This is a genomic window from Prevotella sp. P3-92, from assembly GCF_002251205.1.
Classification (GTDB): domain Bacteria; phylum Bacteroidota; class Bacteroidia; order Bacteroidales; family Bacteroidaceae; genus Prevotella.
This window is the reverse complement of sequence record NZ_NPJE01000031.1, coordinates 13,176-28,564: the sequence shown is the minus strand read 5'-3', so window position 1 is coordinate 28,564 and position 15,389 is coordinate 13,176. Positions and strand designations below refer to the sequence as shown.

Genomic DNA, 15,389 nt, shown 5'->3' with positions numbered 1-15,389 from the left:
TGACATGCTTACCGCCACCCTTCGGGATGCCGTCGGGATGCCTCCGGGATGGTTTCTGAATAGCTTCGGAACATTTTCAAACCGATTTCAAAATCGTATTTCCCTACGCAACAAGACTCCGAAATCCATCATCACGTCCTTTTTGCAGCCAGTCCCCGTTTATTTGCCAACAAACGGCAATAATCGCCATTATTTTGTAAGAAAATAAATAAAAAAGGCAAAACTTTACGTAGAAAACAAAAAAATGTTCAAAAGTTTTCTATATTTGAATAATAAGGAGTATCTTTGTATGCTTTTTAATGCGTAATATAAAATATGTACGACAGTCAAATAGTCATGATAAGCCGGGCCCATCGGTATTCGCCCAACAGCGTAGAGAAGGACACGGCCATATTACATGAAGTCGGTTGCAGATTGCTCGACAAAGGGCTTCGTATAGCAACATATTCGGAAGACGAGAAAGAAAAACCGCTTCCTCAAGCAGAGGTGTATGTGACCATGGGACGCGACGAAACGGTGCTGCAAGAGCTTAAAAGAAAGCAACAGCAAGGCGCCATCGTCATCAACAGTCCGGAAGGCATTATCACCTGCTGTCAGCGCTACCAACAAATGAAGATGCTGGAAAGCGCCGGAATAAATGTTGCACCGCATAAAGGCAACAACGGTTATTGGGTCAAACGAGGCGATGCTTCGGCACAGACATCAGCGGATGTACTGTTCCGCCCAGACTACGAAAGCGCCATGACCACGGCAAATGAGATGAAAGCCAAGGGGATAACGGAAATTGACATACGGGCACACATCACCGGAGACCTTGTGAAGTTTTACGGTGTCACCGATACAGACTTTTTCTGCTACTACTATCCAGGCGATGATGGGCAAAGCAAATTCGGCGACGAACAGCGCAACGGCAAGCCCGCCCACTATCCGTTTGACAAAAAACAATTGCAGCAGATGGCCAACCAAGCCGCAACACTACTGCAGACAGGCATCTACGGAGGTGACTGCATCATACAGCCAGACGGAACCCCCGTATTGATAGACTTCAACGACTGGCCCAGTTTCTCAAGATGCCGGACCGAAGCAGCCCAAGCCATTGCAGAGCACATCGTTCAGAAGGCAGGACTGCAAACAATAAAAAAAGGAAATGACAGAACTGACAAACATGCTTAAGACGAAAGGCTATATTTTCGACTATGGCGGAACACTCGACACCGGAGGCTGCCATTGGGGAAAAGTACTGTGGCACACCTACCAACAGGCAGGCGTACCCGTGACCGAAGCCCGCTTTCGCGATGCATACGTGCACGGCGAGCGGACATTGGCCAAGAATCCTATCATACAGCCAGACTACACATTCCGTCAAACCCTCGACTCTAAGCTGCACATCGAGATGGAATATCTCGACTGTCTGAACTACCACGACCAAGTACTCGACCTGCTTTATACCGAGGTGTGCAGACACACCGCAGAAAGTCGTGCAGTACTCCTGCAACTCAAAGAGCGAGTGCCCATGGTACTGGTGAGCAACTTCTACGGCAACATCTCAACCGTACTCCGCGAATTCGGATTCGATGGCATCTTCGACCATATCATAGAGTCGGCGGTGGTCGGCGTACGCAAACCGGACCCACGCATCTTCCAACTCGGAGTAGAAGCCCTCGGCATGAAAGCCGACGAAGTAACCGTAGTGGGCGACAGCATCGACAAAGACATCATCCCCGCACATCGTGCAGGATGCAATACCGTATGGATACGAGGCGAACAATGGACTGATGACCCAGTAGATGAATCACAGGCCAATCTCGCTATCGACAACCTCACAGAACTGTTAGACAACAATAATATAAAATACATATATTAAAAACTAAGTGTAATGAAACAAACTAATGTTAAGCCTGCTGAAGGCAAATTGGGAATTATGGTAGTTGGCTGCGGCGCCGTTGCCACTACATTCATGACTGGTGTACTCATGACTCGCAAGGGACTGACCAAACCTGTCGGCTCCATGACGCAGTATGACAAAATTCGTATCGGCCGTGGCACAGACAAGAAGTATCTGCACTACAAGGATATCGTTCCCCTCGCCGATCTGAACGACATCGTGTTCGGCACATGGGATGTTTACCCCCAGAATGCCTATCAGGCTGCCATGTACGCAGAAGTTCTGAAAGAGAAAGATATCGAGCCCGTACGCGACGAACTGGAAAAGATTGTTCCTATGAAGGCCGCTTTCGACAAAAACTACGCTAAGCGTCTGGATGGCGACAACGTGAAAGACTGCAAAACACGTTGGGAAATGGTTGAAGCCCTGCGTCAGGACATCCGCGACTTCAAAGCAAAGAACGGCTGCGCACGCATCGTTGTTATCTGGGCTGCCTCTACCGAAATCTACGTACCCGTTGACGAGAAAATCCACGGCACACTCGCAGCACTCGAAGAAGCTATGAAGGCCGACGACCGCGAGCACATCGCACCATCTATGTGCTATGCTTACGCAGCCCTCACCGAAGGTGCACCCTTCATCATGGGCGCTCCAAACACCACCGTAGATATTCCCGCCATGTGGGAACTCGCCGAAAAGACCAAGATGCCTATCGCAGGTAAAGACTTCAAAACAGGTCAGACACTTGTTAAGTCAGGCTTCGCTCCTATCATCGGCACACGTTGCCTCGGTCTGAACGGATGGTTCTCTACCAACATCCTCGGCAACCGCGACGGTCTCGTGCTCGACGAACCCGCAAACTTCCACACCAAGGAAGTCAGCAAGCTCTCTACTCTTGAGACCATTCTGAAGCCAGACGTACAGCCCGACCTCTACGGCCACGGCAACGATGAGGATACTCAATACTACCACAAAGTACGTATCAACTACTATCCTCCCCGCAACGACAACAAGGAAGGATGGGACAACATCGACATCTTTGGATGGATGGGATACCCCATGCAGATCAAGATCAACTTCCTCTGCCGCGACTCTATCCTCGCCGCTCCACTGTTGCTCGACCTCACTCTGTTGAGTGATCTGGCTGCACGTGCAGGACGCTTTGGCATCCAGCGCTTCCTGAGTTTCTTCCTCAAAGCACCTATGCACGACTACACTCAGGGCGAAGAGGCTGTCAACAACCTCTACCAGCAATACACCATGTTGAAGAATGCTATCCGCGAAATGGGTGGTTATGAAGCCGATGAAGAAATCGATTAAACTCTATTTTATAATATTAGTAATGTCCTTGTGCCTGCCCACGCAGGCACAAGGATTGCTTTCAGGATACGTCATCGACGCTCAGACCAAAGACAGCATACCCATGGCGAGCGTCGTTTATAAAACCCATAAAGAAGCTGTTGTATCAAGCATCGAGGGCCGCTACACCATTCAGAAGAGGGTTGGCTGGGCCTTGACCTTTAGTGCCGTAGGCTATATTTCACAGACGATTCAGATTACTGACCGCACCCCCATGCGGCTCGACATCCGTCTGAAGCCCGATACAAAGATGCTAAAGGGAGTCACCGTCCGTGCCAAGCGCCAACGCTACAGCCGCAAAAACAATCCGGCAGTAGAACTGATGCGCAAGGTCATCGAACACAAGAAGATGACCGACCTCGCCAACAACGACTTCTACCAATACAATAAGTATCAGAAGCTCACCATGGCGGCCAACGAAATAACGCCGGAAATGCTCCAGAACCCTAAGTTCAAGAACAAGAAATGGCTGACCGACCAGGTAGAGAACTGCCCCTATAACAACAAGTTGATATTGCCCCTATCGGTAGATGAGACCGTCACCAAACGACTTTATCGCCGCAGGCCACACGATGAAAAGAACATCATCATCGGACAGAGTTCTACAGGAATAGGCGATCTTTTCCAAACTGGCGATATCATCACGACGATGCTGAAAGATGTGTTCACCGATGTAAATATCTACGACGACCAGATCCGACTGTTACAATATCCCTTCACCTCACCTATTGGCAAAGGAGCCATCGGCTTCTACCGATTTTATATAGAGGACACCGTCAAGGTAGATCGCGACAGTTGCATCCATCTGCAGTTTCTTCCCAACAACCAGCAGGACTTCGGATTCCGTGGCGACATCTACATTTTGAAGGACTCGTCCTATCAGGTGAAACGTTGCCAACTGACCATTCCGCGGCGTAGCGACGTCAATTTCGTAGAAAACCTTCGTGTCGATCAGGAATTTACCCAGTTGCCCAATGGCGAATGGGTACTCTCTGTTGATGACATGATTGTGGAGATGAAGATTGCAAGTTTCCTCCATAAAATCATTGTCATACGTAACACACGCCTCACAGACTATGCTTTTGATGAGTTGCCCAAACAACTCTTCAAAGGCAAAAAGAAAGATGTGCGCGAGGCCGATGCCATGATGCGTGGTGATGCTTTCTGGGCTCAATACCGTCAGGTGGAACTAACCAAAGGCGAGAATTCCATGGATGCCTTCATCAAAGGACTGCAGAACATCAAGGGCTTCAAGTATATCATCTTCGGTGCAAAGGCACTCATCGAAAACTTTGTAGAGACCGGCAATCCGTCGAAAGTTGATATCGGACCTATCAACACCATGATATCCAACAACTTTGTTGACGGTATGCGACTGCGTGCTTCTGCCCAGACCACAGCCAATCTCAACAAGCATTGGTTCTTCTCCGGCTACTATGCCCACGGCATGAAGTCACACAAGAACTACTATAAAGGCGAAGTGACTTACTCGTTCAACAAGAAGGAGTATCTCCCACGTGAGTTCCCTAAACGCACGCTGAGTTTCACCTCTACCTACGATGTGATGTCGCCCTCAGACAAGTTCATGCATACCGACAAGGACAACGTGTTTACTGCATTCAAGTGGAGCAAAGTAGATGCTATGATGTTCTACAACCGACAGCAGATCACCTTCGAACGTGAGGAAGACTTCGGTTTCAAGACTACTTTCAGCATCAAGACCGAAGACAACGAAGCCTGCGGTAATCTGCGTTTCACTCCTATGAACGAATACACGGCATGGAAAAATATTGCTGGCAACGGTGAAGATAACATCATTTCACCCTATCCGACAACAGCAGTTCAGCCATCTCACCATATTCGCACAACAGAAATACGTGCCGCTCTGGAGTATTGCCCCGGCGCCACCTATATCAATACCAAACAACGCCGTTTGAAGATCAATCTTGATGCACCGGTGTTCTCTGTCAGCCACACCCTGGGTCTGAAGAATGTATTGGGCGGTGACTACAGCTACAACTATACCGAAGCAGGCATTTACAAACGCTTCTGGATGAACAGCTGGGGAAAGATTGACTGCTATCTCAAGGGTGGAATACAATGGGAGAAAGTGCCGTTCCTGCTGCTCTGCATGCCTGAGACCAACCTCTCATACATCATTCAGGACAACACGTTCAACCTGATCAACAACATGGAGTTTCTCAACGACCGCTATGTTTCTGCCGATATCAGTTGGGACCTCAACGGTAAAATCTTCAACCGCATCCCATTGCTCAAAAAGTTGAAATGGCGTGAATATATCGGCGTGAAGATGCTGTGGGGAGAACTCTCCGACAAGAACAACCCCAACATGCAGACCGACAGTCCTATCGTGATGGCATTCCCCACAGGTTCGCATATCATGGATCCCCATCGTCCCTACTGGGAATTGGCATTGGGTATTCACAATATCTTCAAGATCATGCATGTGGAATATGTGCGCCGCCTCAACTACAACGACCTGCCGAGTGCCCACAAGCACGGCATCCGTTTCATGGTGCGCATGACTTTCTAACCGCTATCGACAGTACATTTTCTGCATACACCACCTATCAGGGCTGGATTCCTACGATTGGAAATCCAGCCCTGATTGTCATTCTGCACCTATTCCTTTGATGGAAAATCCATTTCTATTTATCATTTCCGCCCTATATGATTATCATACCCTTGCTGTCTGACCCATTCCATAAAATCACATTACTTGCGAAAAAAAAATCGGTTGCCTGCAACTTTTCCACGCTATGTATCGTCAAAAGGTCAGAAACATCACAAAAACAAAAAATATTAGACTATGAAAAAAATCATGTTTTTAATGCTGACTGCCATCGTCACCATGACATCATGCAAGGAAATGAAGATTACCGCCGACTCGCAATCGCAGCAGGTTACCACCATTCGCAACGAAGTGAAAGACTTCGAAGCCATTGAGATTTACGGCTCGGTCAATGTTGTTTATCAACAAGCCAATACGTATCATGTATCAGTAAAAGCCCCGCAGTCGCTCCTTAAGAATGTAGAGACCTCCGTTTCTGACAAGCGGTTGAAGATTATGATCAAGACCCCCAACACCTTTTTCAACGTCGGCAATAGCGACGATGTAACCGTTACCGTCAGCTCTCCCGACCTTGTCGGCATCTTCTTGAAAGGTTCGGGCGATTTCAAATGCAACGGCCATATCGATACCGACAATATGATGATTGATCTGCGTGGTAGCGGCGATATCGACCTTCAGAGCCTCATCTGCGACAATCTGAAAGTGGTTCTTTCCGGAAGTGGCGACATCGATCTCCCCAATGTTACGGCACGCAACACCAATCTTTCCCTTATCGGTTCGGGCGACATCGACATCACGCAGCACCAAGTCATCGCCACACACATGGATTTGAAAGGTTCGGGCGATATCGAGTTGAAAGCCGTTGACTGCGGAACCATCGAGAGTCAGGTCATCGGTTCGGGCGATATCAACATTGAAGGAACAGCCCAAAGGGAGCGCCACGACGTCAAAGGTTCAGGCGATGTATATACCAACAAACTGGTATTAAGATAAAAAACGACAGTATATTGCTCGTTTTTCACGAATAATGTGTAATTTTGCGCTTGCAAAGTTACACATTATTTATATATAAGATGAAATATGCAATAATTGCGGCCGGCGAAGGCAGCCGATTGGCAGCCGAGGGAATTGACTCTCCCAAACCGTTGGTCAAGGTAGGCGGCGAGTATCTGATAGACCGTCTGATACGTGTTTTCATGGATAATGATGCAGAAGAAATCGTTGTCATCTGCAACGATCTCACCACTTTGGTAGCTCAACACTTGGTAGAACTGCAGGGCGACGGACTGAAAGGACGCCCCATTCCTCTGCGCTTCTGCGTTCAGAGCACTCCCAGTTCGATGCACAGTTTCCATGTCATCAGCCCCTATCTCTCCGACAGTCCTTTTGTATTGACCACCGTCGATACCATTTTCCGCGAAGAAGAATTCAGCAACTACGTGAAAGCCTTCCGTCAACAGATTGCCGACGGACATATCGATGGCGTGATGGGCGTCACCGACTACATCGATGACGAAAAGCCACTCTATGTCGAAACCGACGATACGCTCCGTATTCTCAATTTTCTCGACCATCAAGAGCATCCCCGTTACATCTCCGGCGGCATATATGGTCTCACCTCGTCAGCCATCGAAACACTTAATGGCTGCATGGAACGTGGCGAAAGCCGCATGCGCAATTTCCAGCGTGCCCTGCTGACCGACGGTCGTCAGCTGACGGCTTGGGCATTCTCCAAAGTACTCGACATCGACCATGCCGATGATATCAAGAAGGCAGAAGCCTTCCTCGCCGGTCAATAACAGATATTTCTCATTCACAATACGATTATGACAAACGAACATAAAACCTTCAGCGAACTGCTTCGTGCATCCTTCAAGTCAGACGATACCGAAGAGTGGCTTGATGTGCATTTCACACGTCCTATCGGTTTGGCGTTTGCGCTTTTCTGGAACCGTTTCGGTGTGCATCCCAACGTCATCACCATCATTTCCTTCTTCCTTGGTGCTGCTGCCGGAGTGATGTTCTATTTCCCCGACCTCTATCACAACATTGCAGGAGTCATTCTCCTGATGTTTGCTAACTTCTGCGACTCTACCGACGGACAGATGGCGCGCCTTACTGGCAAGAAAACCCTTGTAGGCCGTGTGCTCGATGGACTATCCGGCGATGTATGGTTTCTCTTCATCTACGTAGCCATCTTCCTTCGCACAGGTAATATGTTTTATGACGAAATAGGCTATTCTGCCTACTTCATAGCCTTTGCCATTGCCGCTTGGGCAGGTTTCGGCTGCCACTCCCGTCAGAGTTCCTTAGCCGATTACTATCGTCAGATTCATCTTTTCTTCCTGTTAGGCAAGGAAGGCAGCGAGCTCGACAACTCTGCCGAACAGCGTAAGATAGCCGAGTCGATGCCCAAAGAGCGTTGGTTTGCCCGCCTATTCTATTCCAACTATGCCGGCTACTGCAAATCACAAGAAGACCGCACTCCTAAGTTTCAGGCATTCTATGAGCAGCTGCGCCAGCGTTATTCCAATCCTGCCACTATTCCGCAATCGTTGCGCGACGAGTTCCGCCGAGGTTCTCTTCCGCTGATGAAATACACCAATCTGCTGACTTTCAACAGCCGTGCCATCATTGTCTATCTGTCGTGTCTGCTGGGTGTGCCCTACGTTTATCCTATTTTGGAGATTACGGTCTATACCGTGATGTATGCACACATGCGCCGCAGCCATGAGCGTCTGTCCGAACAGATGACCAAGCGACTTGCTTCCTTCCAATAGTTTCTTGCCCCATGAACTGTCACATCATCCTTGCCGACAATCAAGACATCACCCGTGCGGGCATTCTGTATGTTTGCAGTCAGGCCGACCAGTGGTCAACGGATAGTGTTGAAGACAAATGCGGACTTATTGAATTATTGAAAAGCGATAGTGAAGCGGTGGTTGTGATGGACTATACGCTGTTTGACGTCAATGATGTTGACGAGCTCGACATTCTGCATCTTCGTTTTCCCGATGTGCAATGGGTGATGTTCAGCACCGACCTTTCCGGCGATTTTGTACGCCGTTTGCTGGCGCTGAGTCCCCGTTTCAGCATTTTGCTCAAGGAATCTCCCTTGCAAGAAGTGCGCGAATGTCTGTCTGCCGCCTGTCGCCATCAGCGCTACATCTGCCAGCGTATGGCAGAAATGCTATTGGCGCCAAGTCAGGAGAAGCAAGAGGAAGACATTCGCCTGACGCCCACAGAGACCGAGATCCTCAAGGATATTGCGCTCGGTCTTACCACGAAAGAGATTGCCGAGCGCCGTTTCTCCAGTTTCCATACCGTCAACACCCATCGCAAAAACATCTTCCGCAAGTTGGGTGTCAACAATGCACACGAGGCTACTAAGTATGCGCTACGTGCCGGCCTCGTCGATTCTGCCGAGTATTACATCTGAGTATTCGCCGCATATCTCATCCGCCCTTGAGCTACATGCGCCTGACAGTTGGTCTGTCACCAGCTGACTTAACTCTTGCAGTCCATCGGCAGCAATAGTCTGTGGCATGCATTTTTGCCGTATAGGGTTTCGACCGATGTTGAAAGTGGTGCTGCCACAGGTCGTGCAAGCGTCGCTTAACAACCTAACAAGCAACACCTTACATTCCTATAGCACATACTTCTAAAGGCAAATCAATTTGTTTTGCTCAGCAATTCAATTTGTTTTACTCAGCAATTCAATTTGTTTTGCTCAGCAATTCAATTTGTTTTGCTCAGCAAATTCATTGAAATTGCCGAGCAAGGGAATATCTGAACCACATCAACAGACCATTGCCGAGTGAGCCAAGCAATAGGCAAACACCTAAAAAAATATATCCGCAGCAAAGCCACGGATATATTAGCATGTTTGCAAAGCCTATCGGCAACGTCGCTATTTTCTGTCCATCACGCGCCAAACGTAGGCTATATAGCAGAAAACAAAAGGCACGAGGAGCGAAACATAAAACATGGTGCGAAGCGTAAACTCGCTGCTGCAACTGTTGGCAATGGTCAGTGAGCACTGCAAATCGGCATTCGACGGATAGTAGGCTGTATTGCCCCACCCTGCCACCAACAGCAGCGACAACACCACAAGCACCACGCCAATACCGGCAGGCCATATTCCTTTGACATAGGTGGCACTGAAAATGGTGCGCCCCACGCCGTAGAGCAACAGCACAACACCAATCACCGTGAGCACTGCGAGCGGCCACAACTGGAGATAGTTGTGCAGATATTTCATCGGTTCCATAAACACAGCACCCGTGGCAGGGTCAACGGCAAAGCCATCCTTCAGTAGCGTGCGCACAAAGAAAGCAAGGAAAAACACCAGGAATGGTATCGTACATCCCACCAGTCTTACTGAACCGCGCGAACGGATATCCTCGTCATCAACATTGTTCATGATATACAGGATGCCCAAAATACGCGCCAAGAACATCACGGCAAAGCCCAATGCAAGGTTCCAAGGGTCGAGCAGTGCGTCAAGACCTGCCGAAGCGTTGGCCCACCGACTGATGACCGGTGCGCCAAGATCGGTGAGCGATGCTTTCTCGACAATGAAGTTTGACCCATTGAAGAAGGTGGCAACAGCCCCACCCAACAGCAACGGACCCACTATGCCGTTGATCACAAGAAACCACTGATAGGTGCGCTTGCCGAGCAGATTGCCTTTGCAGTGCTGAAACTCATAGCTCACAGCCTGCAACACAAACGAGAAGAGAATAATCATCCACAGCCAGTAAGCTCCGCCGAAACTTGTACTGTAGAATAATGGGAAGGAGGCGAAGAATGCACCACCGAAGGTTACGAGTGTGGTAAACGTGATTTCCCACTTCCGGCCAGTGGACTCCATCACTTTGCGCTGTCCCTCTTCGGTACGCCCCAGACTATAGACCAGCGAATTGGCACCCTGCACAAAGAGCAGAAATACGAGCAATGCGCCAAGCAGCGACACCACAAACCACCAGTATTGTTGAAGAAATGTATAAGTCATAACAGTGTTCTTTTTTAGTGTTGGAAATTGAATATTGGATGTAATCTCTATTCTTGTGCCGACTTATAGTTCTTGATGACACGACACATGATGCTGACTTCTGCTATCAGCAGAACGGTAAACAGCACGAGGAAGATGAAGAAGGTCAGCGAAACGCTACCTGCCTTCAGGTCGGAAACTGCGGCTACCGTGGGCAACATATCCTGTATAGCCCATGGCTGACGACCCAGTTCTGCCACTATCCAACCTGCTTCGCTGGCAATATAAACCAGTGGTAGCATCGCAACAGCCGTTATCCAGAGCCATCTGCCACTCCTGGTGATGTCTTTTCGCCATGCCACAAAACCTATAACGATGAAGAACAGCAACAGCAGACTGCCCACTCCTACCATGACGCGGAAGGCGTAGAAGTTGATGGGGATATAGGGCACGAGTTCTGCACGGTCTTTGATGTAACCATAACCAAAGTATGGCATGTCGGCCTTCAACTGTTCTGCGAGTTGTGGCAAACGGCTGTCGTTGGCATTGGCAGCTTTCACTTTGCGGTATTCGGCAAGCGTGGCAATGGCATTGCGACCACGCTCCATCTTCTCCTCAGCCGACAGTTCGCGCGTACCGTCCTTGCGCGTATAGCCGTTGAGCAGATCGTTCACTCCAGGCACATATCCGTCGGTGGAATGAGTGGCAAGGATAGAGAGTCCGTAAGGCACGGCTATGCGCAAAGGCATCTCGCCTCCCTGGGCATAATCGGGTTGAGCAAAGGGATTGAGCGCACCGACCACGGTCAGTCCGACACCCTCACCACCATCGTAGAGTGCCTCCATAGCAGCAAGTTTCATGGGTTGTTTCTCTGCCACCATTACCGCAGAACCATCGCCTGTATGTATGGCAGCCAGCGAAGCCACCAGTCCCACGATGCTTGCCACCTTGATGCTTTTACGTGCAAGTTCCTTCTCTCTGCCACGCAACAGATACCAGCAACTCACGGCACAAACAAACACAGCACCCACAATCCATGTGGAAGTGACGGTGTGGAAGAATTTATCAACAGCCACCGGCGACAGTGCCACCTCCATGAAACTCGTCATCTCGTTGCGCACAGTATCGGGATTGAACTCGCAACCCACAGGATACTGCATCCATGAGTTTGCCACAAGTATCCACCATGCAGATATCGTAGCACCGATACCGGTAAGCCATGTGGATGCAAGATGGAATCCGCGCGACACTTTGTCCCATCCGAAGAACATCACTGCCACAAACGTACTCTCCATGAAGAAGGCTACAATACCCTCTATGGCAAGTGGAGCGCCGAATATGTCGCCTACAAACCAGGAATAATTGCTCCAGTTGGTGCCAAACTCAAACTCAAGTATGATGCCTGTGGCTACGCCCATGGCAAAATTGACACCAAACAAACGCTGCCAAAACTGCGACAGTTCGCGCCAAAATGGTTTTCCCGTACGGTAATAGATGGTTTCCATAATGCCCATCACTACAGCCAAGCCCAATGTTAGCGGCACAAACAACCAGTGGTAAATGGCTGTCAGAGCAAACTGGGCACGCGACCAATCAATGAGTGCGGGGTCGATTGTCAGAAGATGATTCATAAGCTTTATTTTTTTTTATTATTGATTATTTTTCTATTTGCTTGCTTCACTGTCAGGCTGTATTGTCAGCACAGATACCTACCGGCGCGTCAGTTCGCCTGCCACAAATGTGGCGCGGTCGCCGTTTTTGGCTTGTCTGCCCACCACATCGGGGAAGAAAAACAACTTCAACACGGCGAATATCACAATGAGTTTGATGATGATAACGGTCCACAGCGTGCGACCTATGGTCATGCTGCGAAATCCATCTCGATAGAATCGATACACCTTATATATAATATTCTTGTCTGACATGCAGGATAGTAGTATTTTTAATTGCCAATGACTCTGTTGGAGCAATTATTTTGCAAATATATGAAATAATCTGGGAAATCTACAAAAACTGGGCTGTTTTTTTATTCATAAGCTATTTGATTGACGTCCACCGACACGCTGTAGGATATTGCCACGACTACATGCAACAGGTATTTTGCGACCTATATGAAAAGAGGGTAAACAAAAAAAAATCGGAGAGCGGCACACTAACCGATCTCCGACTTGTAAGTCTTATCACGTGCGATTACCACGTCACCTTGTCGCTCAGGCAGAAATCGAGCGCATCGGTAATGGCTTTGCGATCCATGTGCTGACCGATAAACACCAGTTTCTGCATGCGGTCGCCATACATCGGATTCCAGTCGCGACGCAAGTCTTCGTTCATCGCCATCATGTCGCGCAACTCGTCTTCGGGCATGGTAGCATACCATTGACCGGCTCCCTGAAGTCCCATCTGGCGGCCTGCCTGCTCAAACACATAACAGCGGTCGGGCTCATCGACAAACCAGCAGATGCCTTTGCAACGGATAACGCCCTTGGGCCACTGCCGCGCAACAAAATTATCGAAGTAGTTGATGTCGAAAGGTTTGCGGGCATAATACACAAAACTGCCAATGCCATACTCTTCCACTTCGCCGCCTTTATGGTCGTGGTGGTGGTGATGATGGTGGTGGTGATGTTCTTCCTCGTTGTCATCATCGTCGTCATGATGGTGGTGGTGATGTTCATCTTCGTCGTCATCATCATCGTCATGATGGTGGTGGTGATGTTCTTCCTCGTTGTCATCATCATCGTCATGGTGATGTTCTATTTCGTCAATCCACGCAGCCGACGTGGCTACGGCATCAAAGTCAAAACCGTGGGTGTTCACCAGTTTATCCAAATCCACGTCACCATAGTCGCATGTGATAATCTCTGCCTTGGGTTGCAGTGCATGGATGATTTGCTTGATCTTCTCCAACTCCTCTGCCGACACCTCAGAAGCCTTGTTGAGCAGGATGGTGTTGCAGAATTCTATCTGCTGGATAACCAGGTTTTCAATGTCTTCCTCACCAATATTCTGGCTGGTCAGCGCCTCACCGCTGCCAAACTCATCGCGCATACGCAATGCATCGACCACGGTAACAATGCTGTCAAGGCGCAGTATCGCGTCTTTCGTATATTCCGGACCCAAGGTGGGGATGGAGCAGATGGTCTGTGCGATAGGTGCAGGCTCGCAAATACCACTCGCCTCTATCACGATATAGTCGAAGCGCTGCATGGCAGCAATGTCTTTCAACTGTTCCACGAGATCCATCTTTAGCGTACAACAGATGCAGCCATTCTGCAAAGCCACAAGGCTGTCGTCCTTCTGATTGACCACACCGCCCTGCTGAATGAGGTTGGCGTCGATGTTCACCTCACCAATATCGTTGACCACAACAGCAAACTTGATGCCTTTCTTATTGGTCAAGATGCGGTTCAACAAGGTGGTTTTTCCGCTGCCCAGATAACCCGTGAGCAGCAATACAGGTAATTCCTTCTTATTCATCGTCGTTTTGTATTTGGTTTCTTCGAGACGCAAAATTACTGAAAATATATGAAATATCATGAACAAATAGCGTTAAATATCAGAAAAATGACTACCTTTGCACCATTCAAACTACAAATCTACAAACAAAATGAAAAGTATATTGGAACAACGTCCTGCACTGACACAGGAAATTGAGAAGATTGCAGAAGTGGCAGGATACCTCTGGCAAAACGGATGGGCAGAGCGCAACGGTGGAAACATCACCGTCAATGTCACCGAACTCGTTGATGACGAAATCAGGCAGATGCCTCCCATCAGCGATGCAATACCCATTGGAGTGACTCTCCCTGAACTTAAAAATACCTATTTCTATTGTAAAGGTACGGGTAAGCGCATGCGCGATTTAGCAAGAAAGCCCATGGCAAACGGTAGCATCATACGCATTCTCGACGACTGCGCATCGTATGTAATCATTGCCGACGAGCCCGTCATGCCTACCAGCGAACTGCCAAGCCACCTCACCGTACATGCACAGCTCATTGCCACAGGCAGCAACTACCGTGCTACGGTACACACCCACCCCATCGAACTGGTGGCAATGAGCCACAACCGCGAGATGCTGGGCAAGGATGTGCTCACCAATCTGCTCTGGTCGATGATACCGGAAACCAAGGCTTTCTGTCCGCTCGGACTGGGCATTGTGCCTTACGAACTGCCGGGATCTAATACGCTCGCTCAGGCCACACTCCATCAGTTGGAAGACTATGATGTGGTGCTTTGGGAGAAACATGGTGTCTTTGCCAAAGGTATCGACGTGATGGATGCCTTCGACCAGATTGACGTTCTCTCCAAGAGTGCGAAGATTTATGTCAACGCAAGAGCCATGGGTTTCATGCCCGAAGGTATGAGTCAGGAGCAAATGCAGGAGATGAGTCGCGCATTCAATCTGCCGAAATAACAATAAATAAAAACACAAGTCCACCCCCGTTCCATCAGAAAGAGGGCGGATTTGTGTTATATACTCATTGAAAAGGTCTTCTAACATTTTACTTTTGTCCTTTCAGGACGTTCGGTAAAATAACCCCACACACCCACAGGGT

General features: G+C 48.9%; 14 protein-coding genes. 9 read left to right on the top strand and 5 right to left on the bottom strand.

Annotation, left to right across the window (positions count from 1 at the left end):
- Nucleotides 1-315 precede the first annotated feature (315 nt).
- The 8 genes from CIK93_RS04650 (at nt 316) to CIK93_RS04615 (ending at nt 9,276) form a co-directional block, all read left to right on the top strand.
- A complete protein-coding gene (locus CIK93_RS04650; RefSeq protein WP_094436670.1) occupies nt 316-1,173 on the top strand; it encodes a hypothetical protein in 858 nt (285 codons plus the stop codon).
- Entirely contained in the window at nt 1,148-1,864 is a 717-nt protein-coding gene (locus CIK93_RS04645; protein ID WP_254046277.1) for an HAD family hydrolase, read from the top strand. The genes CIK93_RS04650 and CIK93_RS04645 overlap by 26 nt, the downstream gene beginning before the upstream one ends.
- Nucleotides 1,865-1,876: 12 nt before the next feature.
- The gene (locus CIK93_RS04640) at nt 1,877-3,205 is read left to right on the top strand and encodes an inositol-3-phosphate synthase (protein WP_094389764.1); all 1,329 of its coding nucleotides are present in this window, start codon (nt 1,877-1,879) and stop codon (nt 3,203-3,205) included.
- Nucleotides 3,189-5,798, top strand: coding sequence for a DUF5686 family protein (locus CIK93_RS04635; protein ID WP_094389763.1), 2,610 nt, complete (start codon nt 3,189-3,191; stop codon nt 5,796-5,798). The genes CIK93_RS04640 and CIK93_RS04635 overlap by 17 nt, the downstream gene beginning before the upstream one ends.
- 276 nt (nt 5,799-6,074) lie before the next feature.
- A complete protein-coding gene (locus tag CIK93_RS04630) occupies nt 6,075-6,830 on the top strand; it encodes a head GIN domain-containing protein (RefSeq protein WP_094440284.1) in 756 nt (251 codons plus the stop codon).
- 80 nt (nt 6,831-6,910) lie between these two features.
- Nucleotides 6,911-7,636 (top strand): sugar phosphate nucleotidyltransferase, encoded by a 726-nt coding sequence (locus CIK93_RS04625; protein WP_094440283.1) that lies wholly within the window; start codon nt 6,911-6,913, stop codon nt 7,634-7,636.
- 27 nt (nt 7,637-7,663) lie between these two features.
- Nucleotides 7,664-8,617, top strand: coding sequence for a CDP-alcohol phosphatidyltransferase family protein (locus CIK93_RS04620; RefSeq protein WP_094440282.1), 954 nt, complete (start codon nt 7,664-7,666; stop codon nt 8,615-8,617).
- Between the two features lie 11 nt (nt 8,618-8,628).
- The gene (locus CIK93_RS04615; RefSeq protein ID WP_094446724.1) at nt 8,629-9,276 is read left to right on the top strand and encodes a response regulator transcription factor; all 648 of its coding nucleotides are present in this window, start codon (nt 8,629-8,631) and stop codon (nt 9,274-9,276) included.
- On the opposite strand, the gene CIK93_RS13615 is transcribed toward CIK93_RS04615, so the two are convergent.
- From CIK93_RS13615 to CIK93_RS04595, 5 genes are all read right to left on the bottom strand, one after another.
- Nucleotides 9,235-9,384 (bottom strand): hypothetical protein, encoded by a 150-nt coding sequence (locus CIK93_RS13615; protein ID WP_158215472.1) that lies wholly within the window; start codon nt 9,382-9,384, stop codon nt 9,235-9,237. The two genes, CIK93_RS04615 and CIK93_RS13615, sit on opposite strands and share 42 nt — an antisense overlap.
- Nucleotides 9,385-9,747: 363 nt before the next feature.
- Nucleotides 9,748-10,851 carry a cytochrome d ubiquinol oxidase subunit II gene (locus tag CIK93_RS04610; RefSeq protein WP_094446723.1) on the bottom strand — a complete coding sequence of 368 codons (1,104 nt, stop codon included), beginning with the start codon at nt 10,849-10,851 and terminating at the stop codon, nt 9,748-9,750.
- A gap of 47 nt (nt 10,852-10,898) precedes the next feature.
- Nucleotides 10,899-12,461, bottom strand: coding sequence for a cytochrome ubiquinol oxidase subunit I (locus CIK93_RS04605; protein ID WP_094446722.1), 1,563 nt, complete (start codon nt 12,459-12,461; stop codon nt 10,899-10,901).
- Between the two features lie 78 nt (nt 12,462-12,539).
- Nucleotides 12,540-12,755, bottom strand: a complete 216-nt coding sequence (locus tag CIK93_RS04600; protein WP_094389756.1) for a DUF4492 domain-containing protein — start codon at nt 12,753-12,755, stop codon at nt 12,540-12,542.
- Between the two features lie 265 nt (nt 12,756-13,020).
- Nucleotides 13,021-14,307, bottom strand: coding sequence for a GTP-binding protein (locus CIK93_RS04595; protein WP_094446721.1), 1,287 nt, complete (start codon nt 14,305-14,307; stop codon nt 13,021-13,023).
- A gap of 130 nt (nt 14,308-14,437) precedes the next feature.
- On the opposite strand from CIK93_RS04595, the gene rhaD reads away from it, so the two are divergent.
- The gene (gene rhaD, locus CIK93_RS04590) at nt 14,438-15,247 is read left to right on the top strand and encodes a rhamnulose-1-phosphate aldolase (protein ID WP_094389754.1); all 810 of its coding nucleotides are present in this window, start codon (nt 14,438-14,440) and stop codon (nt 15,245-15,247) included.
- Nucleotides 15,248-15,389 lie beyond the last annotated feature (142 nt).